The 23,475-nt window shown below is 62.4% G+C and carries 22 protein-coding genes and 4 pseudogenes; 11 read left to right on the plus strand and 15 right to left on the minus strand.

Going from position 1 to position 23,475, the window contains the following annotated elements; all coding sequences use genetic code 11:
• The first annotated feature begins 74 nt into the window (after positions 1–74).
• Positions 75–1,007, plus strand: coding sequence for a UDP-glucuronic acid decarboxylase family protein (locus tag H2O14_RS16125; protein ID WP_182828448.1), 933 nt, complete (start codon positions 75–77; stop codon positions 1,005–1,007).
• Positions 1,008–1,024: 17 nt separating this feature from the next.
• Here H2O14_RS16125 and H2O14_RS26810 read toward each other — a convergent pair whose 3' ends face one another.
• Positions 1,025–1,486 (minus strand): NAD(P)-dependent oxidoreductase, encoded by a 462-nt coding sequence (locus H2O14_RS26810; RefSeq protein WP_210275463.1) that lies wholly within the window; start codon positions 1,484–1,486, stop codon positions 1,025–1,027.
• Complete coding sequence (locus H2O14_RS26815; protein ID WP_210275464.1) at positions 1,465–2,037, minus strand: hypothetical protein; 573 nt, start codon at positions 2,035–2,037, stop codon at positions 1,465–1,467. The genes H2O14_RS26810 and H2O14_RS26815 overlap by 22 nt, the downstream gene beginning before the upstream one ends.
• A gap of 113 nt (positions 2,038–2,150) precedes the next feature.
• Here H2O14_RS26815 and H2O14_RS16135 point away from each other — a divergent pair, with 113 nt between their 5' ends.
• Positions 2,151–2,780 carry a nucleoside/nucleotide kinase family protein gene (locus H2O14_RS16135; protein WP_182828449.1) on the plus strand — a complete coding sequence of 210 codons (630 nt, stop codon included), beginning with the start codon at positions 2,151–2,153 and terminating at the stop codon, positions 2,778–2,780.
• A gap of 68 nt (positions 2,781–2,848) precedes the next feature.
• Here H2O14_RS16135 and H2O14_RS16140 read toward each other — a convergent pair whose 3' ends face one another.
• Together H2O14_RS16140 and H2O14_RS16145 are read right to left on the minus strand one after the other, a co-directional pair.
• Positions 2,849–3,058, minus strand: coding sequence for a cold-shock protein (locus H2O14_RS16140; RefSeq protein WP_182828450.1), 210 nt, complete (start codon positions 3,056–3,058; stop codon positions 2,849–2,851).
• 291 nt (positions 3,059–3,349) lie between these two features.
• Positions 3,350–4,368: pseudogene (locus H2O14_RS16145) on the minus strand (aldo/keto reductase).
• A gap of 152 nt (positions 4,369–4,520) precedes the next feature.
• Between H2O14_RS16145 and H2O14_RS16150 the strand changes: the two are divergent.
• From H2O14_RS16150 to H2O14_RS16160, 3 genes are read left to right on the plus strand one after another with little or no spacing between them, the layout of a single operon-like run.
• Positions 4,521–5,327 carry a BtpA/SgcQ family protein gene (locus H2O14_RS16150; protein WP_312858614.1) on the plus strand — a complete coding sequence of 269 codons (807 nt, stop codon included), beginning with the start codon at positions 4,521–4,523 and terminating at the stop codon, positions 5,325–5,327.
• A gap of 10 nt (positions 5,328–5,337) precedes the next feature.
• Positions 5,338–6,441: a M42 family metallopeptidase gene (locus tag H2O14_RS16155; RefSeq protein ID WP_182828452.1), complete on the plus strand. Its 1,104-nt coding sequence runs from the start codon at positions 5,338–5,340 to the stop codon at positions 6,439–6,441.
• Positions 6,442–6,449: 8 nt separating this feature from the next.
• Complete coding sequence (locus H2O14_RS16160) at positions 6,450–7,946, plus strand: FGGY-family carbohydrate kinase (protein WP_182828453.1); 1,497 nt, start codon at positions 6,450–6,452, stop codon at positions 7,944–7,946.
• An 11-nt stretch (positions 7,947–7,957) separates the two neighbouring features.
• Here H2O14_RS16160 and H2O14_RS28905 read toward each other — a convergent pair whose 3' ends face one another.
• From H2O14_RS28905 to H2O14_RS16190, 6 genes and pseudogenes are all read right to left on the minus strand, one after another.
• Positions 7,958–9,064, minus strand: coding sequence for a sensor domain-containing diguanylate cyclase (locus tag H2O14_RS28905; RefSeq protein WP_182828454.1), 1,107 nt, complete (start codon positions 9,062–9,064; stop codon positions 7,958–7,960).
• 127 nt (positions 9,065–9,191) lie between these two features.
• Complete coding sequence (locus tag H2O14_RS16170) at positions 9,192–9,824, minus strand: NAD(P)H-dependent oxidoreductase (RefSeq protein WP_182828455.1); 633 nt, start codon at positions 9,822–9,824, stop codon at positions 9,192–9,194.
• Between the two features lie 113 nt (positions 9,825–9,937).
• A complete protein-coding gene (locus H2O14_RS16175) occupies positions 9,938–10,378 on the minus strand; it encodes an RbsD/FucU family protein (RefSeq protein ID WP_182828456.1) in 441 nt (146 codons plus the stop codon).
• On the minus strand, positions 10,378–11,265 hold the full coding sequence (locus tag H2O14_RS16180) for a carbohydrate ABC transporter permease (protein WP_182829406.1): 888 nt from the start codon (positions 11,263–11,265) through the stop codon (positions 10,378–10,380). The genes H2O14_RS16175 and H2O14_RS16180 overlap by 1 nt, the downstream gene beginning before the upstream one ends.
• Before the next feature lie 52 nt (positions 11,266–11,317).
• Positions 11,318–12,441, minus strand: a pseudogene (locus tag H2O14_RS16185) (carbohydrate ABC transporter permease).
• A gap of 89 nt (positions 12,442–12,530) precedes the next feature.
• On the minus strand, positions 12,531–14,153 hold the full coding sequence (locus H2O14_RS16190; protein WP_246697625.1) for a sugar ABC transporter substrate-binding protein: 1,623 nt from the start codon (positions 14,151–14,153) through the stop codon (positions 12,531–12,533).
• 480 nt (positions 14,154–14,633) lie between these two features.
• On the opposite strand from H2O14_RS16190, the gene H2O14_RS16195 reads away from it, so the two are divergent.
• From H2O14_RS16195 to rbsK, 3 genes and pseudogenes are all read left to right on the plus strand, one after another.
• A complete protein-coding gene (locus tag H2O14_RS16195; RefSeq protein WP_182828458.1) occupies positions 14,634–15,695 on the plus strand; it encodes an ABC transporter ATP-binding protein in 1,062 nt (353 codons plus the stop codon).
• A 63-nt stretch (positions 15,696–15,758) separates the two neighbouring features.
• Positions 15,759–16,214 (plus strand): RbsD/FucU family protein, encoded by a 456-nt coding sequence (locus H2O14_RS16200; RefSeq protein ID WP_182828459.1) that lies wholly within the window; start codon positions 15,759–15,761, stop codon positions 16,212–16,214.
• A gap of 7 nt (positions 16,215–16,221) precedes the next feature.
• A pseudogene (gene rbsK / locus H2O14_RS16205) lies at positions 16,222–17,143 on the plus strand (ribokinase).
• A gap of 146 nt (positions 17,144–17,289) precedes the next feature.
• On the opposite strand, the gene H2O14_RS16210 reads toward rbsK, so the two are convergent.
• Positions 17,290–17,634 (minus strand): flagellar export protein FliJ, encoded by a 345-nt coding sequence (locus H2O14_RS16210; protein ID WP_182828460.1) that lies wholly within the window; start codon positions 17,632–17,634, stop codon positions 17,290–17,292.
• 436 nt (positions 17,635–18,070) lie between these two features.
• On the opposite strand from H2O14_RS16210, the gene ctrA reads away from it, so the two are divergent.
• Complete coding sequence (gene ctrA, locus H2O14_RS16215; protein WP_182828461.1) at positions 18,071–18,772, plus strand: response regulator transcription factor CtrA; 702 nt, start codon at positions 18,071–18,073, stop codon at positions 18,770–18,772.
• Positions 18,773–18,958: 186 nt separating this feature from the next.
• Here ctrA and H2O14_RS16220 read toward each other — a convergent pair whose 3' ends face one another.
• Both H2O14_RS16220 and chpT read right to left on the minus strand, forming a co-directional pair.
• Complete coding sequence (locus H2O14_RS16220) at positions 18,959–19,333, minus strand: PleD family two-component system response regulator (protein WP_182828462.1); 375 nt, start codon at positions 19,331–19,333, stop codon at positions 18,959–18,961.
• A gap of 110 nt (positions 19,334–19,443) precedes the next feature.
• A complete protein-coding gene (gene chpT, locus H2O14_RS16225) occupies positions 19,444–20,094 on the minus strand; it encodes a histidine phosphotransferase ChpT (protein WP_182828463.1) in 651 nt (216 codons plus the stop codon).
• Between the two features lie 246 nt (positions 20,095–20,340).
• Between chpT and H2O14_RS16230 the strand changes: the two genes are divergently transcribed.
• Both H2O14_RS16230 and H2O14_RS16235 read left to right on the plus strand, forming a co-directional pair.
• Positions 20,341–20,913, plus strand: coding sequence for a DUF1134 domain-containing protein (locus H2O14_RS16230; protein ID WP_182828464.1), 573 nt, complete (start codon positions 20,341–20,343; stop codon positions 20,911–20,913).
• A 121-nt stretch (positions 20,914–21,034) separates the two neighbouring features.
• Positions 21,035–22,231: a hypothetical protein gene (locus tag H2O14_RS16235; RefSeq protein WP_182828465.1), complete on the plus strand. Its 1,197-nt coding sequence runs from the start codon at positions 21,035–21,037 to the stop codon at positions 22,229–22,231.
• 4 nt (positions 22,232–22,235) lie between these two features.
• Here H2O14_RS16235 and H2O14_RS16240 read toward each other — a convergent pair.
• Positions 22,236–23,068: pseudogene (locus H2O14_RS16240) on the minus strand (TrmH family RNA methyltransferase).
• Positions 23,065–23,460, minus strand: a complete 396-nt coding sequence (locus H2O14_RS16245) for a hypothetical protein (RefSeq protein ID WP_182828466.1) — start codon at positions 23,458–23,460, stop codon at positions 23,065–23,067. The pseudogene H2O14_RS16240 and the gene H2O14_RS16245 overlap by 4 nt, the downstream one beginning before the upstream one ends.
• Positions 23,461–23,475: the final 15 nt, after the last annotated feature.

Genomic DNA, 23,475 nt, shown 5'->3' on the forward strand with positions numbered 1-23,475 from the left:
GTCGCGCGCCGGCAAGGTCCGGGAAACGGTGGGCGTGTAGCTGGTCTTCAAACGGAAGAGGGAAGGCAGGCGCGATGAAGAGAATTTTGGTCACCGGCGGGGCAGGCTTCTTGGGCTCGCATCTGTGCGAGCGGCTGCTCGAACGGGGCAACTTCGTCACCTGCCTAGACAATTACTTCACCGGTGCGGTCGACAACATCGCCCATCTGCGCGGCCACAACAATTTCGCGACCATCGAACAGTCGGTCATCGATCCGGTCGATGTTCGTTTCGAAGAGATCTTCAACCTCGCCTGCCCGGCGTCGCCCGTCCATTATCAATCCGACCCGATCTACACGTTCAAGACCAGCATCATCGGCACGATGAACCTGCTGGAGCTGGCGTCGAAAACGGGCGCCAAGGTGCTGCAGGCCTCCACCTCGGAAATCTATGGCGATCCTCTGATCCATCCGCAGACCGAAGCCTATTGGGGCAACGTCAATACGATGGGCATCCGCTCCTGCTATGACGAGGGCAAGCGCGGCGCGGAAACGCTGATGCATGACTATCACCGCACCCGCGGCGTCAATATCCGCGTCATGCGCATCTTCAACACCTATGGACCGGGCATGAACAAGGCCGATGGCCGCGTCGTGTCGAACTTCATCGTGCAGGCGCTCAGGGGCGACGACATCACCATGTTCGGCGACGGCCTGCAGACGCGCTCCTTCTGCTATCGCGACGACCTGGTCGAGGGCATGATGAGGCTCATGGATGCGCCTGACGAAGTGTCCTATCCTGTCAATATCGGCAATCCCGGCGAATTCACCATGCGCGAACTCGCCGAACTCGTGCTCGAACTGACCGGCTCGAAATCGAAAATCGTCTATCTGCCGTTGCCGCAGGACGATCCGATGCAGCGTTGCCCGGATATCTCCCGCGCCAAGGAGGTGCTCGGCTGGGAGCCGAAGATCAAGCTGCGCGATGGTCTGCTGCGGACCATCGACTATTTCAAGACGGTGATCTGATCCGCATCGAGACCTGATCAGGACTTGTCGATCGGCTTTGAGCGGATGCGCATGACGGTTTCCCGTTCCGCCCGCTTGCAGGCGACCGGCGGCAGGCCGCGCGCGATCTGGCCCAGATCTTCCAGCACATAATTGCCGATGTTTTCCAGCGCCGAGGTCAGCGCGCCGGCGCGATGGGCGGAAAACAGCATGTTCGAAACCTTGCGGATCGGATCGTCTTGGGCGACCGGCTCTTCCGGAAACACGTCGGTGGCGACCAGAATGCGGCCTGACGACGCCGCTTCGGCGAGCGCCTCGAAATCGGCGACGGCGGCGCGGCTGAGCAGCAACAGTTTCGCGCCGTGCTGCATCAGCCCGAGCTTTTCGGCGTTGAGCAGATGGGCGTTTTCCGTGGTGATGGTCGCGACCACGAAAACGAAGCGGCTTTTCGCCAGCACTTCATCCAATGAAGCCGGGATCACGCCGAGACGCGCCAGCACGCCCTCGGGCAGCCAGGGATCGAAGCGCGGACGGTGGGGTTGAAGCCTGCCAAAAACTTGTGCGTCGCGCGGCCGAGATCGCCGAAACCGACGAAGCCGACATCGGAGCCCGCCAGCAGTTCAGCCATGTGATTGCCGTCCAGCCCGTAGAGCTCCTCGCCTTTAAGGAAATCGCCATGCGACGAATGAATGCCGCGGGCGAGCGACAGCGCCATGCCGACCGCCATTTCCGCGACCGGCGCGGCGAAGACCGAGCTCGGCGCGATCACATGCACGCCGCGCTGGAAACAGGCTTCGTAATCGATGTTGGGCAGGAAATTCGTCTCGACATTGACGATGGCGCGCAGCTTGGACGCGAGGTCCAGCCGGTCGCGCTCCATCGGCTGCTGGCTGATGAGCACTTCGGTGTCGGGCAGATGGCGGCGGTAGAAATCGTCGCGATCCTCGCCGTTCCAGGCGATCACGTCATAGGTCGAAAAGAACTTCTCCTTTGCCGACGCGCTGAACATATCCTCGGTGGCGCGAGGGGAGGGGTCGTAGAGTATGCGCATGTCGTGTCTCCTCTTTGTGTCTTTCCTAGCCCTGGCAAGACGGTTTGGAAAGGCGGCGAAGTTTGCGAAACGACCTCTGCTGCGCTATTCGAGGTCAGACAAGGGAGGATGCCATGCGACTGTCCATCACATTCGAAACACTCGTGGAAACCGTCGAGGCGCGGGGCGCGGAGACGAGATCGATCACCGCCATCGCCGGTCCGCCGGGCGCAGGCAAATCGACGCTCGCCGAGCAGCTCGTCGAGGCGCTGAACGCGCGCGAACCGGGATCGGCGGCTGTCTTTCCGATGGACGGCTACCACTATGACGATCTTGTGCTCGTGCCGCGCGGGCTCCGCCCTCGCAAGGGCGCGCCCGAAACCTTCGACGTCGCCGGCTTCTCGCATATGCTCGGCCGCCTGCGCGCCAATCTGGACGACGAGGTCGCGGTGCCGGTGTTCGACCGGTCGATCGAGATCGCCCGCGCCGGTGGGCGCATGATCCCGAAAAATGTCCGGCATCTGGTGGTGGAGGGAAACTATATCCTGCTGGGAGACGGCGCCTGGGCCGATCTCCACCAGCATTATGATACGACCGTGCTGATCGACGTCCCCGAGGAGGAGCTGCGTCGACGGCTGATCGAGCGCTGGAAGGATCTGAGCGGCGAGGACCTCGCCTTCAAGCTGGACGGGAACGACCTGCCCAACGGGCGGCTGGTGACGACGCGGAGCGTCGAGCCGGAATTCGTCTATCTGCAGGGATAGTCTGACATGATCGAGGGCGCGAACCCTGCGGTTCGCGCCCTCGAAAACGTTCCGGATCTATCGACAGATCAAGCGGCGCGCAGATTGCCGGCGGCGGACTTGCCGGTGCGGCGGTCAGCGAGCACTTCGTAGGAGATTTTCTGGCCTTCGTTGAGCGTGGTCATGCCGGCGCGTTCAACGGCGCTGATATGAACGAAAACATCCGCGCCGCCATTGTCCGGCTGAATGAATCCGTAACCCTTCTGGGAGTTGAACCACTTTACGGTACCAGTGTTCATAACAGTTCCTTTCGAGAACCTTGGTAGAATAGAGTGCTCTCTGCCGAGAGCAGGTGGTGGCATCGATAGATCGTTCGGGGATAAGTCGTAGGCCGCGCCCGTCCCAGGACGGGGAGCCGAGCCAATCGGCCTCAAGAAAATCGATGGCGGCATTGGTGACAGAAAAAAACGGTCCGCACAAGAGTCCCGAACACTGCTTTTTTCATCCATCATCGCGAATAGGTTGCGCCTCCGCCGGCCGCGTTCCGGGGAACGCGACACGACTTTATGAGCGGTCAATGACGAAGTAATTCACACCGGCGCGTCGGCGCGGAGCAGGCCTTCCGATTTCAATTGATCCCACAAAGCGGATGGAATGTTCTTGCCGAGAATGTCGCGATTGAGCGGACTTCCGCCACGCTCTGGCCGCCCGGAATGACGGAAACAACCTGCGGATGCCTGAGCGGGAAATTCAGCGCCGCTTCGATCAGCCGCACGCCATGCGCCTGGCAGACGGCGTCGATTCTGCGGACACGCTCGACCACCTCGGCCGGCGCGTCGGAGTAGTTGTACTGGGCCGCTTCGGATGGGCCGCGGGCGAGGATGCCGGAATTGTAGGGTCCACCGAGCACGATGCCGATATTGCGCTGTTCGCAGAGCGGCAGGAAGCTCGTAAGCGCCTCCTGTTCGAGCAATGTGTAGCGGCCCGCGAGCAGAAACAGGTCGAAATCTCCGCGCTCGGCCAGCGTCTGGCACACCTGCCATTCATTGACGCCGCCGCCAAAAGCGCCGATCACGCCCTGGTCCCTCAGCGACAGCAGCGCGTAATAGCCGCCGCGCATGAATTCCTCGATGCGGGCGTCCGACGCCTCCTTGGAGCCATGGGTGAAGATGTCGACGTCGTGGACGAAGATGATGTCGAAGCGATCGAGACCGGTGCGCTCGAAGGAGGCTTCGAAGGAGCGCATCACGCCGTCATAGGAATAGTCGTAGACCTCGCGGCGGTTGGGCGTGTCGAAAAACTTGCCGATGCCGGTGCGTTGTTCCGGAGGGCAGACCGACATGAGACGACCGACCTTGGTCGAGATTAGATAGTCCTCACGCTTCTTCGCCTTGAGAAAATCGCCGACGCGGCGTTCGGACAGTCCGAGGCCGTAGAGCGGTGCGGTGTCGAAATAGCGGCAGCCGGTTTCCCAGGCGGCGTCGAGAACCGCATGCGCGTCTTCGTCCGAAATCGCCTTGTAGAGATTGCCGAGCGGGGCCGTGCCGAAACCGAGCTCGGTGAAATCGAAACCGCCATTGCCGCGACGGTCCCAGTGCCGGATTTTCATCGCCATCCTCCTGAATAAGTCTCCTCGTACGGGGAGTGTATCGAGGCGGCGGATGCGAAAGCAATTGTTTTTATTCATTTTCAAAGGTGCGCCCGTGACAAGCCGCGGATGAAATGGCAAGTTCCCGGTCACGGTTTGGAGGAGATCGTATCGTGAGTGAAAAACTGAAACGCCTGTTCGGCGACATCAAGCCCGTCATCGCCATGGTCCATTTCGGCGCGCTGCCCGGCTCGCCGCTCTATGATCGCGAAGGCGGCCTGGAGGCGCTGCTGGACGGCGTCCGCAAGGATCTGGCCGCGCTGCAGGACGCCGGCTTCGACGCCGTGATGTTCGGCAACGAAAACGACCGGCCCTATGAATTCAAGGTGGATACCGCGTCGATCGCCACCATGGCCTATGTGATCGGCCAGATGCGCCAGGAGATCCGCATTCCCTTCGGCGTCAACGTGCTCTGGGATCCCGAAGCGTCGATCGCGCTGGCCGCCGCCACAGGCGCGGGTTTCGTTCGAGAAATCTTCACCGGAACCTATGCCTCCGACATGGGCCCCTGGACCCCCGATGCGGGCAAAGCGATGCGCTATCGCGACCGGCTCCATCGCCAGGATCTGGCGTTGCTGTATAACATCTCGGCGGAATTCGCCTATTCGCTCGACCGTCGCAGCGTCGCCGATCGCGCTCGCAGCGCGGTGTTTTCGTCCATTCCCGATGCGGTGCTGGTGTCCGGCAACATCACCGGCGAGGCGGCCGAAATGACCGATCTCGAAGCCGTGAAGCGCGTGCTGCCCGACACCTATGTCTTCGCCAATACCGGCGTGAAGCACGCCACGGTGCGCGATACGTTGAAGGTGGCCGATGGCGTCATCGTCGGCTCGTCGCTCAAATATGACGGCCACACCTGGAACGCCGTCGATCCCGAGCGGGCGGCGGAATTCATGCGCCAGGTCCGCATGGATCGCTGAGGAGGCGGATATGCGCGACAGGCTGAGAGCCGAACTCGAAACGCTGATGCGCATTCCCGGCCTGTCCGGCTATGAAGGGCGCGTCCGCCGTTACCTCAAGGCGCAGTTGCAGGAGATCGGGCTTGAAACCCGCACCGACCGGCTGGGCAATCTGATCGCCACGATAGATGGCGCCGAGGGCGCGCCCTCGGTGATGCTGTTCACCCATATGGACCAGCTCGGCTTCGTGGTCCGCAAGATCGAGAAAAACGGCTATATCCGTGTCGAACGGCTGGGCGGGGTGCCGGAGCGCGCGCTCGCCTCGCAGGCGGTGCTGTTCTCGCTCGGCGACGGCCGGGATATTTCCGGCGTGATCGCCAACAAGGCCCATCACGCCACCCAGCCGGACGAGAAATACAAGGTGCTGCCCTATCCGGAGCTCTATATCGACGCCGGCTTCAAAAGCGCCGAGGAGGCTCTGGCTGCGGGCATCGATGTGGGCGCGCCCATCGTCTACCAGCCCGAGGTCATCGACCTCCGCAACGGCCGCATCGCCGGCACGTCGGTCGATGACCGGGCCGGCTGCGCGGTTGTGCTGGAGGCGGCCCGCGCGCTCGCCTCGGCCGAGGACAGGCCGACGGTGCATATCGTCTTCTCCGTGCTTGAGGAGTTCAATCTACGCGGCGCGCTGACAGCGGCGCAGATGCTCGAGCCCGATATCGCCATCCAGATCGACATCATCCTCGCCGCCGACACGCCCGACATGGGCGCGCGCGGCGATGTGACGCTCGGCGGCGGGCCGGGCATGGGGCTCTATTCCTTCCACGGACGCGGAACGCTCAACGGCACGATCCCGCATCCGGCGCTTGTCCGACTGTTCGAGGAGACGGCGGAGGGCGAGAAGATCCGCCTGCAGAAGAGCGCCCATATCGGCTGCCTGACGGATTCCTCCTATGTGCAGCTGGTCGGCCAGGGCGTGGCGTCGATCGATATGGGCTTTCCCATGCGCTATTCGCATTCCTCGCTGGAAATGTGCGATCTCGCCGATCTCGAAGAGCTGACGCGCCTGCTCGTCGCGGCCATTGTCAGGGTCAAGCCGGGCTTCAGCCTCGACCGGGACGATTTCGAACAATAGAGGGGACGATGGCCTATTATCTCGGCGTCGATATCGGGACTTTCGAATCCAAGGGCGTGCTGGTCGATGGCGCCGCCGGCGAGATCGTCGCGCAGGCTGCGCGCCCGCACAAGATGCTGGTGCCGCAGCCGGGCTGGGCCGAACACGATCCCGATAAGGATTGGTGGGGCGACTTCTGCTTTCTCTCCAAGGCGCTGATCGCCAAAAGCGGGATCGATCCGCACGATATCCGCGCAGTCGGCGCCTCAGCCATCGGCCCCTGCATGCTGCCGGTGGATCGCGACGGCAATGCGCTGATGAACGGCGTCCTCTATGGCGTCGACACCCGCGCCGCCCGCGAGATCGAAAGTTTGACCGCCAGTCTCGGCGAGGCGCGCATTCTCGACGAATGCGGCAATGCGCTGACGTCGCAATCGGTCGGGCCGAAGATTCTGTGGCTCAAGAACAACCGGCCCGATCTCTATGACAAGGCCGACAAGTTCGTGACGTCGACGACTTATATCGTCCAGAAGCTGACGGGTCGGTCGGTGATGGATCATTACACCGCCGCCAACTTCTCGCCTCTCTACCGGATCGACGAGCAGGGCTGGTCGGATGCGCTCAATGCCGGCATCGCGCCGCTGGACAAGCTGCCCGAGATCCTCTGGACCACCGATATAGCCGGCGAAGTCACGGCCGCCGCCGCGCACGCCACCGGGCTGGCCGCGGGCACGCCCGTGATTTGCGGGACGATCGATGCGGCGGCGGAAGCCTTCTCCGTCGGCGTGAGCGAAGCCGGCGACATGATGGTGATGTATGGCTCGACCATCTTCATCATCGAACTGACCGAGACGCGCGTGCGCGACGCCCGTCTCTGGTATGCGCCCTGGCTGTTTCCGGGCGAGCACGCCTCGATGTCGGGGCTCGCGACGTCGGGCACGCTCACGCATTGGTTCCGCGACCAGTTCGGGCGGGATCTCGATCCGGCCCAGGCTTTCTCCGAACTCGCCCGCGAGGCGGAAACGTCCGAGCCGGGCGCGAAGGGATTGGTCTTCCTGCCCTATTTTTCCGGCGAGCGGACGCCGCTGCATGATCCCGACGCCAAGGGCGTGCTGTTCGGGCTCAATCTCACCCATGGCCGCGGCGACATCTATCGGGCGCTGATCGAGGGCATCGCGCATGCCACCAATCATATTTTCGAGACCTATGCGGAAGTCGGCGCAGCGCCAAGACGATTGATGGCGGTAGGCGGCGGCGTCAAGAACAAGATCTGGCTGGAAGCGACCTCCGATGTTTCGGGCCTTCCGCAGAGATTGGCGCGACGCATGGTCGGCGCCTCCTATGGCGACGCTTTTCTCGCCGCGCTTGGCGTCGGCGATGTCAGGCGCGAGGATATCCTGGCGTGGAACCCGGTCGAGGCTGAAGTCGCGGCCCGTCCGCACGCGGCCCATGCCCGCAATCACCGGATATTCCGCAGTCTCTATCTGCAGACCAAGGATCTGATGCGCGACTTGTCCGCTCGGTGACGCGGCTCGGTTCAGGCTTCGGCGTGTAGCCAGACTCGGTTGCGGCCGTTCTGCTTGGCCTTGTAAAGCGCCGCGTCGGCTGCGCTCATGACGTCGGAGATGCCGTTTGCGGTTCTGGCGATGGCGACGCCGGCGCTGATGGTGGTGACGACGCCGTCGTGGCTTTCGATCCGCTTGCGTATCAGTTCCGCAAGGGCGAGCGCGGCGTCATGGCCCGATCCGGGCAGGAAGACGCCGAATTCCTCGCCGCCCAGACGTCCGTAGATCGCATGCGACGGCAGGCCGCCGGAAATCGCCGCGGCCACCTTCCGCAAAACCTCGTCTCCGGCGGCATGGCCCATCGTGTCGTTCACGCGTTTGAAATGGTCGATGTCGAGCAGGATGAAGGCGTCGCCGGTGTTCGGCTGCTGCGGCAGGCCGTTGAAGAAGTGCCGCCGGTTGGGAAGGCCGGTCAGTTCATCCGTGGCGATCAGCCGGTGCAGATCCGCCTCTGTCCGCTCCTTCACCATGATGATGATGAACAGGCAGATGATGAAGAACAGCACGATCAACAGGAAGAAGACGACATCGAGCACGGCGGGCGACAGAACCAACCCGTTGATGCCGAGCACGATCGCCAGGCAGAGAAGCGCGCCGAAACCGAGCGCCAGCGAAAGAGGGATCTTCGCGCTCAACCGCTCCCGCCGCAGATCATGAAACACCATGCCGGCGCAGGCCAGGAGATAGCAGGTCGCGCAGAGATTGAAGACGGAGGCCCTGATGGCGTTGTCCTGAACATGCCCACTGGCCCAGATGCCGATGGACAGCAGCACCGGAGGGACGAAGGCGAGACTGAGAGGGTTGGCGCCGGCGCCGGTGGTCAGCGTCTTCAGGCCGATCCACATGAGAGCGTAACCGAGCAGGCCGAATGCGAAGCTGGCTAAGGTCCATCCTGCGCCCACGACGTCGTGGGCCTCCACCAGGCCGGCGAGCGTGGTCGCGGCGGCCTGGAGCAAGAAAGATGTGGCGAGCACGCCGAGCCCCTGGACATGGTCGCCATGTCCGCGGACGTATAAAAAGCACAACGCCCCGACCAAGAGAGACGATTTGAACAGCAAGAGAATGGTGGCGAGATCCACGACGCTGGCTTCCGGCGGTTATTTAACCACGGAATAATATACGAAGCCAGTTACAGTTTCCTGAACCGGTTCAATTTCGACGGCAAAAAGAGGAACGCGACAGCAAATCCATCGCGTTCCGCCGGGGTCAGGCGACGACGGAGACGAACTCGTCCTTGGGGCGACGCACCTTCTTGAGGTTGGCCAGCCAATCGCCTTCCGCTTCGCGATAGCCGAGCGGCAGAATGGTCACAGAGCGCAGGCCGCGCGCGCGCAGGCCGAGGATCTCGTCGAGGGCTGCGGGATCGAAGCCTTCCATCGGGGTCGCATCGACCTTTTCTTCCGCCGCCTGGGCGATGGCGAGGCCGAAGCCGATATAAGCCTGGCGGGCCGCGTGCTCGAAGTTCACCTGCTCATCGCGCTGGGGATAGCTGTCGAGCAGCATCTGGCGGTAGTTTTCCCAACCCTCGTTGGAGAAGCCGCGTTCCTCGTTGACGAGGTCGAACATTTTGTTGATGCGATCGGTCGTGTAATTGTCCCAGGCGGCGAAGACGAGCAGATGCGAGCCGTCCGTGACCTGCGCCTGGTTCCAGGCGATCGCCTTGATCTTCTCGCGTATGTCCTTGTTGGTGATGACGATGACTTCGAAGGGTTGCAGCCCGCTCGATGTCGGAGCAAGCCGGGCCGCCTCGACAATGCGGTCGACCTTGTCTTCGGCGACGGTCTTGGAGGGGTCCATTTTCTTGGTGGCGTAGCGCCAGGAGAGGGTGTCGAGAAGCATGAGTGCCTTCCTAAATGATCATTGCATCGATCAGGTAGGAGCCGTGGCGCCAGAAAACAATTAGCATGCTGATAAATATTCTACGTCGGAAGGAGACGTCTTCCAGGCTCCGTCTAGATCACGCCCTTCTTGACGATAAAACAACCGTAAGGCCCAGGATCGGATGTTCGAAACACCACGAAACTCTGCCGCGCCGCCTCATAGAAGGCGAAGCGCTCGAGCGCCGCCATCCCCACGGATCGGCCTTCGGCCGCATCGACCGCCGCCTGCACGGCGTCGAAGATCGGCAGGACCTCGCCGGGATTGCCGACGACTTGCATGCGCTTGACCGGCTGCTCGACGAAAGTGTCGACCGGAAACAGTTCGAGAATGGCGGCGAGCGCGGTGGGTATGTCCGCGCCCGCGAGATCGATGATCTCGCCGTAGACGGTGTCCCGCGCGATGGTGGCCGCCGGGTGATTGACGTCGCAGATCAGGAACTCGTCGCCATGGCCCATCAACATCAGCGCGTTCAGGGCTTCGGCGCTCAGCAGACGCGGGATTCTTTTCAGCATCACTTCACCGACCCGGCCGTCATGCCCTTGATGATGTAGCGTTCGAGGAAAATGCCGATGACGACCAGCGGCGCGATGGCCGCCGTCGACAGCGCCGCCATGGACCACCAGTTGATGCCCTGCGATCCGGTCTGGCTCGCCACCATCACCGGGACAGTCGTCGCATGGGTGGAGGTGAGCAGGGCGGCGAAGAAATATTCATTCCAGCACAGCACCAGCGCCAGGATGAAGGCGGCGACCATGCCGGGCGCGGCCAGAGGAAAGACGATGCGGAAGAAGGCGCCCCAGATCGACAGGCCGTCCACCAGCGCCGCTTCCTCGAGCTCGACGGGAATGCCGGCGAACTGGTCGCGCATGATCCAGATGACGATCGGCAGCACCATCAGCGTGTAGAGCATCACCAGGCCGATGGTGGTGTCGAGCAGCGCCAACTCCTTGTAGAGCGCCAGGAACGGCAGCGCCAGCACAACCGGCGGCAGGATAAGCTGTGACAGGAAGAAGAAGGAGAGGTCTTTGTTGCGCATCCATCCGATCTTGTAGGCGAAGCGGGTCAGACCATAGGCCGCGAGCGAGCCGATCAGCACCGCGAGCAGCGAGGCGCTGACCGAGGTGATGACGCTGTTGAAGAAGCGCTTCAGGAATTCATCGCGCACCGTGGAGGGGCGGACGATGCTTTCAGGGGACAGGCCGAGCGATTGCCAGCCTTTCCAATTGGGCGCGAAGTCGACCCAGGGGGTGATCGCGCCCTTCTGCACATCCTTGGCGACCTTGAACGACGTCGTCAGCGTCCAGTAGATCGGAAACAGGCAGATGATGGTCCAGAGCGTCAGCGCTCCATAGATGAAGAAGCGGCCGAAATAGAATTTGGCGGTTCCGTCTTTTTCCATGGGCGCGTCGGCGGCGCTGATGGCTTGGCTCAGTGTCGTCATGACGTCCTCCTCAATTCTGGTCGCTGGTGTTCCACCGGCTGGCGAGTTTCAGCAAGCCGGTGACGAAGAGGATGATCAGCACGAGATAGACGAAGGCCAGCATGGTGCCGTAACCGACATTCGATCGCTCTCGATATTCGCGGAAGATGAAGCTGGTCACGGTGTCGGTCGCCCCGCCCGGCCGCCGGCGGTCATGTTGATGACGATGTCGGCGAGCTTCAGCTTGAAGATCACCCGGAGGATGACGGCGGTGATCGACACCGGCAGCATCAGCGGGAAGGTGATGCGCCAGAAGGCCTGCCAGGGCGTCGCGCCATCGACGCGGGCGGCTTCCTGCACCTCTTTCGGCATGGCCTGAAGACCGGCCAACAGCATGATCAGCATGAAGGGAATATAGGTCCAGGCGTCCATGATCATGATCGACACGCGGGCGATGCCCGGTGTCGAGAAGAAGGCGGGCTGGTCCCAGCCGAGATGGCGCGCCAATGTGGCGAGGGGTCCGAAGCGATATTCGCCGAGCGACTTGCCCACCATCCACGACACCGCCACCGGCGACAGCATGAAGGGCAGCAGGAAGGCGACGCGGAAGAATTTGCGCGCCCGGATTTCTGCGTTCAGGAGCAAAGCGAGCCCGAAGGCGATGGCGTATTCCACCAGGATCGCCAACACGTAGTAAACCATATTGAGGATGGCGTTCCAGAAATACGGATCGCTCGACATCCGCACCAGATTGTCGACGCCGTTGAAATGCTGGCCTTCGAAAGAGGAAAGATTCCAATCGGTGAAGGCGATGTACAGACCGAAGATGGTCGGAAAGATCACCATAAACACGGTGAACAGAAAGGCAGGGAGGATGAACAGCATCTTCTTGCCGTATTCGCCCCGGACCATCACCAGCGAATAGGCCAGCGCCACGCACCACAGCATGACGGCGTAGAGCACCGGACGCCAGTTGTCGAAGCCGACCGCAAGCAGGCCTGCGACGTGAAAGCTCTGCACTACAGCGGTGGCGACGAGCAAGGCCGTCGCGGCCCAGAACGCCAGGCGCCCCAGCCGTTTGCGGCTTTCGGGAATTTCGTCGTCGGTGTTGACCGTGAATAGCCGGTCATTGACCAGATCAGCGCTGCTCGACATGCGGCTCCGCCCATTCCTCTAGATGTCCAAGTAAACAGAAAGGCCGGCGGCGTAACGCCGCCGCCGGCCCTGATGCGAGACTTGCGCGATTACAGGCCGAGCGAGGCCTTGTAGAGCGCGATCTGCTTGTCGCGACCGATCTGGTCGGTGAGTTTTTCCCAGGCGGCGGCGATCTTGTCGGCGCCTTCCTGCGCGGTCATCTGGCCGGCGAAGATCTTGGCCAGTTCGTCTTCGGCGACCGAATAGTACTGGAAGATGCCGGGGATGCGCGGTTCGATCGCCGCGTTCGGATGGTTGTAGCTGTCCTTTTCCGAACCGAGATAGGACGAGATGAAGGCCTCGTCATAACCGGCGGCAACCCATTCCTCGATGTTGAAATGCGAGTTGCGGTAGGGCTGCATGCCCGACGGATAGGCGGCCGTCCACAGCGAGATGTCCTTGCCGCCGAGATGGGCTGCGGCGGACCAGGCGGCCTTCTGCTTGACCGGATCGGCGTCGACGCGGGCCATGACATAGATGCCCCAGCCGATATAGGCCATGTTCGGCGCGTAGTTCGGGCCCGAAGCGAGCTTGTCCCACTGGCCGGTCTTGGCGTTGTAGACGTCGTCCGAACCCGGAAGGATCGAGAAGCCGACGGTGTCGCCGATGACCGAGGAATCGGACGTCTTGGCCGAGGAGCCGACGTCGCCCCACCAGGCCAGCATCGAGCCGGTGCCGGCGAGGAACTGTTGGAAGGCGGTCGTGCCCGGGTCGGCGTTGAGCTGGTCGGCGGGCTCGGACGGCAGCGCGTCGATGACGTCCTGAATGGTGCGCACCCAGGCCGGATTGTTGACGCGCGGCTTCATCGTGTCCGGATCGAACAGCCAGGCCTTGTCGTCGGGATGCTTGGCGTAAGCCGTCGCGCGCGAGGCGAGGAAGTAGAAGCCGAAGCCGCCCCAGCCCTTGGGCGCATCGAGATAACCATAGAGATCCTGGCCGTCGAGCTGCTTGCCCTTGAGGAACTTTGTGGCTTCCTGAACCTGCTGCCAGGTCTTCGGCACGCCCCATTCGCCCTGATGTCCTTCGTCCTTCCAGGCCTTGGCGAGGTCGGCGTTCGAGAACACGTCGGTGCGATAGTTGAAGTTGTGGCAGTCGCCGTCGACGGAGATGCGATAGGTCTTGCCGTCCCAGGTGCCGACCGGCGCCTTGAGATAGCCGACATAGTCGTCCATGTCGATCTGGGCTTTGACCCAATCCGGCATGACCGAGGCTAGGCCCTTGCCGCAAACGTCGCCTTCGAAGGGCGCGCCCATTTCGAGAATGTCGAAATCGACCGTGCCGGTGGCGATGGACTGCTGCAGGCGGGCGTTATAATCGGCTTGGGCGAGATCGATCCAATTGATCTTGGCGCCGGTATATTGCTCCCAGGCGTAAAGCAGGCCGCGGAAGAGCACGTTGTGGAGGTTCTGGTTGTTGAGGCCCATGAAGGACAGCTCGACGCCCTTGAACTCGCCTTCCTTGACCGACGCCTTGGTGGCGCCGAGGCACATTTCGCCGACCTTCTGCCAGTCTGCGTCCGTGGGCGATCCCGCGCCGACGCCTGGAATCTTCAGGATTTCCGCGCGCAGATTGTCCTGCGCCATCGCCGGGCCGGCAAGGCCGGACAGGGACGTGCCTGCGAGGCCCATCGCGCCGAGGCTCGCCGCGCCCTTGAGCAGGCTGCGCCGGTTCATGGCCTGTTTGGCCAGCAATTCGTAGAGTTCAATTTTCACGCCATATCCTCCCATATTGGCTTACGAACCAGTCTGGCGCACTCCTCCGCCTCGCTGTTTCGTCAAAGAAGTCTTGCATGTCGACCACGTCGGACGCAAATTGTATTTTACCGACATTGATAAGGACAAACCCTCCCGCGGTCACGCAGACAGCGGGTAAACCGCGCCGGATTTCGCGATTTTCAAAATAAATCCGTCCCGCGTCGGCCGTCAATCATCAATTTCAATGGCTTATATTGCATTGCGGTAATCCTGCTGCGTCGCAATACATGCGCAACCGGAAAAATCTGGACAGTCCATTCGGCGTCCGCTACACGGAAATTAAGGGAGCGGCGGCCTGTGGGGGCTGCGCGACGCTCTTGGGGAGGTATTGTAAGTTTTGAACAACGGTAGCCGCGCTCGGCGTCGGGTTCGAAACGATATCCGCATTCGGGAGGTGGAATGTCTCAGGTTCTGGTCCAGGACGTCAGGAAGGCCTATGGGTCCCTCGAAGTCATTCACGGCGTCGACATCGATATTGCGGATGGAGAATTCGTTGTTCTCGTCGGACCGTCCGGCTGCGGCAAGTCCACGCTGCTGCGCATGGTCGCCGGTCTCGAAAGCATCACCGGAGGCAAGATCATGATCGGCGACCGGGTGGTCAACAATGTGCCGCCGTCCGATCGCGACATCGCCATGGTGTTCCAGTCCTATGCGCTTTATCCGCATATGAAGGTCAAGGACAACATGGCCTTTTCGCTCAAGCTCAAGAAGACGGACCCGGCCATCGTCGCCGAGCGCGTCGCTTCGGCGGCCAATATCCTCGGCCTCACGCCCTATCTCGATCGTTATCCGCGGCAATTGTCGGGCGGTCAGCGCCAGCGCGTGGCGATGGGTCGCGCGATCGTGCGCAATCCGCAGGTCTTCCTGTTCGACGAGCCCTTGTCCAACCTCGACGCCAAGCTGCGCGTTCAGATGCGCACCGAGATCAAGGAATTGCATCAGCGGCTCAAGACCACCACGGTCTATGTGACCCATGACCAGGTCGAGGCCATGACCATGGCTGACCGGATCGTGGTGTTGCAGGATGGCCGCGTCGAGCAGATCGGCGCGCCGCTGGAACTCTACGACAATCCGGCCAATCTGTTCGTGGCGACGTTCATCGGTTCGCCGTCGATGAACCTGATCAAGGGTCGCGTGAAGATCGTCGGCGGCGAAGCCTTCGTCGAGGCCGGCGACGTGTTGTTGCCGGTGGGGACGAAGCACGCCGTGACCGAAGGACAGGAGGTCACCTACGGCATCCGTCCCGAACATCTCGAAATCGCCGATGACGGTTTCGAGGGCAAGGTCGGGGTGGTCGAGCCGACCGGCTCGGAAACCATGGTGTTCGTGCATGCCGGCGGCCGAGACATCCTCGCTCTGTTTCGCGAGCGGCATATGTTTTCGCCGGGACAAACCATCCGCCTCAGACCGAGACGTGAAGTCGCGCATGTCTTCGACGGCGCGACCGGCAAGCGGATCTGAGCGCATGGCGGCGTTCCGCCGCCGTCCGCGTCCAACTCATAAAGACAATTCTGGGAGGCCAATATGCTCAAAGGTCTATCTCCGCTTCTCAATGCGGATGTTCTCTATGTTCTGAAGTCGATGGGGCATGGCGATTACATCGTCCTGTCCGACCTCAATTTTCCTTCGGAGTCGGTGGCGCAGCAGACCGTCTATGGCAGCCTTCTCCGGATGGAGAACACGACGTCGGCCCAGGCCGCCGAAGCGATCCTGTCGCTGATGCCGCTCGACACGTTCATCGACAACGCCGCTCAGCGCATGGAAGTCGTCGGCAATCCCGACGAGATCCCCGGCGTGCAGCAGGAAGTCCAGTCGGCCATCGACAAGGCCGAAGGCAAGCACTGGCCGCTGGTGGGCGTGGAGCGCTACGCTTTCTACGATCTCGCCAAGAAGGCCTACGCCGTGGTGCAGACCGGCGAGCGCCGCTTCTATGGCTGCTTCATCCTCACCAAGGGCGTCATCCCGCCGGATGCCGAGTGAGGCCTCCATGTTGCATGATATCGTGATCCTCGGCGTCTTCGTCGCCGACACCGCCTATCGCGCCGTCCGCCAGCCGAAGCTCGGCGAAACCATTCTCGGCAAGAGCTTTTCGCTCGGGCCGGGCGGCAAGGGCTCCAACCAGGCCGTGGCCGCCGCGCGCGCCGGCGGCGACGTCGCCTTTCTCACCAAGCTCGGCGACGACGCTTTCGCCGACATGGCGATGAGCACCTGGGAAAAGGCCGGCGTCAACCCCGTCGTCACCCGTGACCCCGCGAGCTATACCGGCGCGGCCTATATCTCTCGAAGAAGGAACCGGCAACAACGCCATCATCGTCGCGCCGGGCGCTGCGGCGACAATTTCGCCTCACGATATGGACGCGCGCGCCGAGCTGATCGGCAAGGCGAAGATTTTCGTCACCCAACTCGAGCAGCCGCTCGACGCCGCGATCCGGGCGCTGGAGATCGCCAAGGCGGGCGGGGCGACGACGATCCTCAATCCCGCCCCGGCGCAACCGCTCGACGCTTCCGTCTTCGCGCTCTGCGACTATGTCACGCCGAACGAGAGCGAGGCGGAGATCCTGACCGGTCTGCCGGTGACGACGGTCGAAGAGGCCAAGGCGGCGGCGGACAAGCTGCTGTCGATGGGCGTCAAGACGGCGATCATCACCCTGGGCGCTCAGGGCGCTCTCTATTACACGAAGGACGAGTCGATGCTCGTCCCGGCCTTCAAGGCCGGCGCGGTGGTCGACACCACCGGGGCAGGGGACGCCTTCAACGGCGGCTTCGCCGCGGCGCTGTCGCGCGGCGCGCCGCCTGTCGACGCCGTGCGTTTCGGCTCCGCCGTGGCTGGCATCTCGGTGACGCGGCCGGGCACCGCGCCCGCCATGCCGTCTCGAGACGAAGCCGAGGCGCTGCTGCGCTCGGCCTGACCCCAAAAGCACACAACGGAAAAACCGCGGTCGCTCAATGCGACCGCGGTTTTTCCGCGTGCCAATGACATCGAGCCGCGCGCGTTCGCGCCCGCTCGCGGCGGGCGCCGCGCGGCTAGATCTCACGTCGTCGGGCAGACGCCGCCTCAGGCGCGCATCTTCACGTCCCGTTCCTCGATGGCCGAAGCCTTGTCGAACTCGGCCTGCAGCTCTTCCACCTGGGCTTCCGCGGCATCCTGCTGAACCTTCAGCTCCTTGATGGAGACCTGAAGATTGTCGGCGCGCTGCCGGGCCGCCTTGGCGAAGGTCGAATAGGCGAAGTGATTGGGATCTGTGATGCCGGACTTCTTTTCCTCGTAAACGATCTGGTTTTCCAGATCCTTGGCCATACGCTCAAACTCGGCCATCATCATCTGAAGCTGTTTCAGCTGACGGCGTTTCTCCTTCAGCTGGAATTCCTTTAGACGCACTTGGCTCTCACGCGACTTCATACGCAATACTCCATGGGTAGCGAGACCCGCTTACAACAGGACTGCCCGCCGAGGCATTTTCATAATCCCTCGAAAAAAGTGCGCCGACGTTAATAAAAACATAACGGCGGTAACCTTTCGTTTACGTGCATCGTTAATGATAGCCCTCATCATTTAAGGGTCGGTAAATGACCGAGGTCATCGACCGACGAATGCCAAAGAATGAGTCTGCGGAGTCAGTTAGCCAAGAGTCTTCATCTTGAACGTTAAGATGGGCTCTAGGAATGTGTGATGGAAATCAGGGGGCTACGAAAAATCTTTAACAAATACGATACGCCTTGCCAGGGTGAATCAGAATTTGTTAACCATTTGATGGCAGCCTCCAAATCAGGCAAAAGCTGGATCCTGGCCGGGTTGGGAAGTTGCACCTTTCAAGGCGGCGGAAAAGGGGACTAAGATGCGGGTTCTACTAATTGAAGACGACAGCGCGACAGCGCAGAGCATTGAGCTCATGCTCAAATCTGAAAGTTTTAACGTCTACACGACCGATCTGGGCGAGGAAGGCGTCGATCTGGGCAAGCTGTATGATTATGATATCATCCTGCTCGACCTGAACCTGCCCGACATGTCCGGCTATGAAGTGCTTCGCACGCTGCGCCTTTCGAAAGTCAAGACGCCGATCCTGATCCTGTCGGGCATGGCTGGCATCGAAGACAAGGTGCGCGGCCTGGGATTCGGCGCCGACGACTACATGACCAAGCCGTTCCACAAGGACGAACTCGTGGCGCGCATTCACGCGATCGTCCGTCGTTCGAAGGGTCATGCCCAGTCGGTGATCATCACCGGCGACCTGATCGTCAATCTCGACGCCAAGACCGTCGAAATCGGCGGCCAGCGCGTGCATCTGACCGGCAAGGAATATCAGATGCTGGAGCTTCTTTCGCTCCGCAAAGGCACGACGCTGACCAAGGAAATGTTCCTCAACCACCTTTATGGCGGCATGGACGAACCGGAACTGAAGATCATCGACGTGTTCATCTGCAAGCTGCGCAAGAAGCTCGCAGCGGCGGCCGGCGGCGCCAACTACATCGAAACCGTCTGGGGCCGCGGCTATGTGCTGCGCGAGCCCGATGGCGCCGAATATATGGAAAGCGCCTGATCCCTCACCAAGCCCTGTTTCCGCAAGAACCCGCCTCGGACGCCGAGGCGGGTTTTTCGCGTTGGCGCGGGCGCCCGCGTCGTCGGAGGGCTTGGCCGGAGCATCAGCTACGACCTGCGCCCTTTTCCTCGCGGATCATCCCGGTTTGGACCAACAGAATGAGGCTGAAAAGCTGAGCCGCGCTCTCTAGGCCACCGCCTCGATGGCGGCCATGTCGGCGAAGGCTGCGGCGAGCACCTTGCGATCGAACGGCTTCAGGAGAAAGTCGGAGGCGCCGGCGGTCTTGCCGGCCATCAGGCAGCGGAGATCGGCCTTCACCAGGCTGTAGAAGATCAAAGGGCGGCGTCCCTCGCGCATGCTGCGAACAGCGCGGATCAGGTCGAGAGCGCCGGTCATCGCCGAGTCGACGATCAGGGCGTCTGGCATTTGCGCATCGCTTCGGGCGAGCGCCTCCAGCGTCGAGGCGCATTCGCCGCAGTCGTAACCCATTTGGCCAAGAATTTCGGCGGCTACCTTTCTCACCGCCTCGCTTTCATCCGCAATCAGAATACGCAACGTCATCGTTCGCCCTATTGTCGTTCTTCGCGCCGCCCCGAAGCTTATGGAGAAAACCATAAACAAGCAGTTACAATTGGTGCGGCGCGAGCAGAGTAGCGGAGCGATTGAGGCGTTTATTCGGCGGGGGCCATCACCGCCGTGTAGACCAGCGAATCTTCGGTCTGGACCGCCGAAAGAACCATGCCGGCCTCCTCGGCGAGAAGGACCGTGTAGTAGGGCTGAATGGCGTGGGCGTCGATCGCCTCTTCGACATTGCCGGAATTGATTTCCATGAACTTGGGCGGCAGACGCATCATCCGACCCTTGGCGACGAGCGTGAACTTGGCGTCGAACTCCGGCTGTTCGAGCGTGACGTCGATGACGCCGCCGCGGGGGATAGAGCCATAGGCGACCAGGAACAGGTTGAGCAGCATCTTCACCCGGTTCTTGGGGATGATGGCGCGGGGCCCGCTCCATACCACCTCGGTTTTTTTCTCGGCGGCCGCAAAGTCCTTGGCGGCCTTTTCCGCTTCGCCGGTGTCGATGGATGCGCCGACCGAGCCCGAGGCGCCGAAGGCGAGGCGGGCGAGCTTGAGGCGCACCGAGGCGTTCAGCGCCGAAGTGCGAATGAGATCGAGCGCATCGGCGTCCGAGCCGCCTTCGTCGAGCAGTTCCAAGCCGTTGTTGATGGCCCCGACCGGGGAAATCACGTCATGGCAGACGCGGCTGCACAGAAGCGCGGCGAGATCGGAGCCGGCAAGGGTCAGGTTCGGGTTCTTGGCCATGTCGTTCTCCTTGGGGGCAAGCCGGGAACCGCCCGGCATGGTCGCATCATATGCTTGTCGTTCAATGCTTGCGCCGCGCGCGCCCGGCAAGCGGGCGATCACCGTCAGCCATAAAGACACCACATTTGGTAAACCGATTATTAAGCGGATCGCTCCACTATGCACATAATTTGTTTCGGAGCCTTGTTTCAACGCCTATCTCGGCGCCGGGCGCGGAAACGACCACTGGAAGAGACGGACGGACCGATGACCAAACCGCCAAAATTCGCCCGATTGATCGGCATCTTCTTTATCTTGTTCGCGCTGGTCGGCCATGCGCCGGCGCGCGCGCAGAGCGATCAATATACGATGCTGGAGATCGTCGACGCCGGCCACGGCTTCTTCGGCTCGACGACGGGCGGTCTCGCCAAGGTCGTCGAAAAGGCGTTCCAGAAATACGGCCTGCCGAACGGCTACATCCTCGGACAGGAAGGGGCAGGGGCCTTCATCGCCGGAGCCACCTATGGCGAAGGGGATCTCTACACCAAGAATGCCGGCCAGCATAACGTCTACTGGCAGGGGCCGTCGCTGGGCATCGATTACGGCGGCGCCGGCAGCCGGGTCATGATGCTGGTCTACAACCTCCCTGAAGTGGGCAGCCTGTACAAGCGCTATGGCGGCGTCAGCGGTCAGGCCTATATCGTCGCCGGCTTCGGCATGACGGTGATGGAATCCCGCGACGTTCTTCTCGTGCCGATCCGCACCGGCGTCGGCGCGCGGCTCGGCGTGAATGTCGGTTATCTCAAGCTCACCCGCAAGCCGACCTGGAACCCGTTCTGAGCGGGGGCGTTTGCGCGAATGTCCGCCGCGCGATAAAGTGGCGGGATGACGGTCGACAGAGCGGCGCTTGGATGCGTGCTGTCTTCCCGTCGATGATGTTTCCGAACGGCGCGAGGCGGTCGTGATTGAATATGGATTGCTTTTCGGCCTCGGATTCCTGACGGCGGTCGTGACGGCGCTGCTGCTGGCTCCCGCCATACATCGACGCATCGTCGCCTATACGGAAAACAGGATCATGACGACGCTGCCGATCAACCGGCAGGAGTTGCGCGCTCAGAAGGATATGGTTCGCGCCGAGATGGCCGCCGCCATGGCGCGGACGGGTCACGATCTCCGGGTCGAACGCGAGAAATCGATCGCGGCGACGTTGTCGCGCGATGAGGTCGCGGCGGAAGCCTCCCGACTCTATGGCCAGAACAGCGACCTCCTGCAGGCGATCGACGCGATGAAGGTCGAGGCTGCGACCATGCGCGCCGAACTGCGCAACGGGGAACTGGCCCTGATCCGCGTCAAGGAGACGCTCGCCAAGAGCGAACACGGCGCGCAGATGACTCAGGCGCGTATCGACGAATTGTTGCACAAGGCCTATCGGCTCGGCGTCGAGATCGACAATCTCAAGATCGAGCTCGCGGGCCGCGACGCCGAAATCGAAGGCCTGAAACTTCGGGTCAACGGGCTGCGCGACGAGCGCGAAACGCTCCGCGACGACCTCAAGACGATGACCACCCGGGCAAAGGACGCCGAACTGCGCCTTGCCCGCGAAGAGAACAAGATCCGTCGGCTCGAAGAAAAGCTGAACGAGGAAGTGTCGAGCAGCATCGACAAGGATACGGTGCTCGAACGCCGGATGGGCGAAATCGCCAAGCTGCGAAGCCGGTTGAAGCAACCCGAGGAGGAGGCTCCGGCGATTGCGCTGCCCTTTGTCGAGCGGACGATCCTGATCGACAAGACGGATCGCAGCCCCAAGGCTGCTGCCCTTCCGGCGGACAAGAAGCGCAGCCCGGCTCCGGCGCCCGCCAGGCGGCAGAAACTTTCGCCGAAGGTCATCGACGCCGCCGCGGCTGCGGATCTGGCGACGGCGGTGAAGGCCTCCTCACAGCAGGCTGCAGAGGCTTTGATGGACTTGGACCCTTCCGGCGACGAGGCGATGCGCGAAGAGATCGCCGGGATCGCGGCCAAGATGATCGCCATCGTCGGACAAGCGGAAGGCGGCGAGTCCCCGATCCGCGCCATTATTCCTCCGGCGTCGGCGCCGAACGAGCAGGGGCGGCTGTCCCTCGGAAATCGCGCCCGGAGCGAGCTCTATCGCGAGGCTTGATCGGCTAGATCCTGCCCATCGCCGAAGCTATCGCGAAAAGCGCCACGCCTGTCGCGACGCCGGCGTTAAGGCTATCGAGGCCCGGCGCCTGCGGTATCCGCGCGGTGCGCACGGCCTTCATCACCTCGGGCGGCAACCCTTCGCCCTCCGTTCCCGTCAGCAGCGCCATGCGACAGGAGGCGGCGATCTCTCGAATATCGTGTCCCCCGAAGGCGACAGGCCCCAGACGGCGAAGCCGCGCCGGTCGAGCGCGGAGATGAGATCGGCGGCAGAGCCGGCTCTCACATAGGGGATCTTGAGCGCCGCGCCGACCGAGACGCGCAGCGCCTTGCGGTAGAGGGGATCGCAGCAGGTCTCGTCGAGCAACACCGCGTCTGCGCCGAAGGCTGCGGCATTGCGGAAGATGGCGCCGATATTGTCGTGATTGGCGATGCCGATGGCTGCGACGACCAGCGCGTGATCCGACAGCGTCGCGAGCCTCGCTTCGATCGTCGGCTCGACGGCTCGACGGCCCAGAGCCAGCACGCCGCGGTGAATGTCGAAGCCTACGACGGCGTTCATCACCCCACGATCCGCCACATAGACGGGGACATGCTCCGGAAAGGCGGCGATGACCTCGGCGAGCCCGGCGACGCGGTTCGCGAGCAGGAAGACCGCCTCGGCCCCGAACTCTCCGCCGCGTCGCGCCGCATCGGCGAGGAGGCGCAGCACCACCGTGCCCTCGGCGATGAACTGCCCATGCGTCCGGCGCAGATCGCGCTCCCGGATGTCGCCGAACGGCCGAATGCGCGGATCGGCGGGATCGGTGATCCGGACGAGCCGGTCGTTGAGGCTCATGGCTCGGGAACGACGACGGTGATGTCGGAGATCGTCTTTCCGGTGGCGATATCGTGGACGATCATCACCCGGCGGCCCGTGGCGTCGGTTCCCGAAAACCAGACGCGGTTGCCGTCGACCGTGGTCGCCTCGTTGACGAAGCCCTTGGGCAAGGTGATGGTCTGGGCGGGCAGGGGCGCCGACAGCGCCGCTCCCTGAACCGGGGCGACGGTCGTCTGCTGCGCGGCCGAATTGTTCCTCGCCTTGTAGACAAGCGAGCCGAGGACCGCCATAAGGGCGAGAACAATCGCCGAGCTCGATACGAAAAGCAGGCGCACCATCTTCCGGCGGACTTTTTCCAGCGTCGGATCGAGCGGCTTCTCTTCTTCCTCGGGGAAATTCGGATTGTTCATCGCAGGTCCTGATCG

Origin of the sequence: Rhizobium sp. G21 (genome assembly GCF_014158035.1) — a bacterium.
Taxonomy (GTDB): domain Bacteria; phylum Pseudomonadota; class Alphaproteobacteria; order Rhizobiales; family Rhizobiaceae; genus Rhizobium_E.

Coding starts and splice junctions, on each gene's coding strand:
- H2O14_RS16125 (WP_182828448.1), top strand. CDS start 75: ATGAAGAGAATTTTGGTCACCGGCGGGGCAGGCTTCTTGGGCTCGCAT.
- H2O14_RS26815 (WP_210275464.1), bottom strand. CDS start 2,037: ATGCGCATACTCTACGACCCCTCCCCTCGCGCCACCGAGGATATGTTC.
- H2O14_RS16135 (WP_182828449.1), top strand. CDS start 2,151: ATGCGACTGTCCATCACATTCGAAACACTCGTGGAAACCGTCGAGGCG.
- H2O14_RS16140 (WP_182828450.1), bottom strand. CDS start 3,058: ATGAACACTGGTACCGTAAAGTGGTTCAACTCCCAGAAGGGTTACGGA.
- H2O14_RS16155 (WP_182828452.1), top strand. CDS start 5,338: ATGCGCGACAGGCTGAGAGCCGAACTCGAAACGCTGATGCGCATTCCC.
- H2O14_RS16160 (WP_182828453.1), top strand. CDS start 6,450: ATGGCCTATTATCTCGGCGTCGATATCGGGACTTTCGAATCCAAGGGC.
- H2O14_RS16170 (WP_182828455.1), bottom strand. CDS start 9,824: ATGCTTCTCGACACCCTCTCCTGGCGCTACGCCACCAAGAAAATGGAC.
- H2O14_RS16175 (WP_182828456.1), bottom strand. CDS start 10,378: ATGCTGAAAAGAATCCCGCGTCTGCTGAGCGCCGAAGCCCTGAACGCG.
- H2O14_RS16180 (WP_182829406.1), bottom strand. CDS start 11,265: ATGGAAAAAGACGGAACCGCCAAATTCTATTTCGGCCGCTTCTTCATC.
- H2O14_RS16190 (WP_246697625.1), bottom strand. CDS start 14,153: ATGAACCGGCGCAGCCTGCTCAAGGGCGCGGCGAGCCTCGGCGCGATG.
- H2O14_RS16195 (WP_182828458.1), top strand. CDS start 14,634: ATGTCTCAGGTTCTGGTCCAGGACGTCAGGAAGGCCTATGGGTCCCTC.
- H2O14_RS16200 (WP_182828459.1), top strand. CDS start 15,759: ATGCTCAAAGGTCTATCTCCGCTTCTCAATGCGGATGTTCTCTATGTT.
- H2O14_RS16210 (WP_182828460.1), bottom strand. CDS start 17,634: ATGAAGTCGCGTGAGAGCCAAGTGCGTCTAAAGGAATTCCAGCTGAAG.
- ctrA (WP_182828461.1), top strand. CDS start 18,071: ATGCGGGTTCTACTAATTGAAGACGACAGCGCGACAGCGCAGAGCATT.
- H2O14_RS16220 (WP_182828462.1), bottom strand. CDS start 19,333: ATGACGTTGCGTATTCTGATTGCGGATGAAAGCGAGGCGGTGAGAAAG.
- chpT (WP_182828463.1), bottom strand. CDS start 20,094: ATGGCCAAGAACCCGAACCTGACCCTTGCCGGCTCCGATCTCGCCGCG.
- H2O14_RS16230 (WP_182828464.1), top strand. CDS start 20,341: ATGACCAAACCGCCAAAATTCGCCCGATTGATCGGCATCTTCTTTATC.
- H2O14_RS16245 (WP_182828466.1), bottom strand. CDS start 23,460: ATGAACAATCCGAATTTCCCCGAGGAAGAAGAGAAGCCGCTCGATCCG.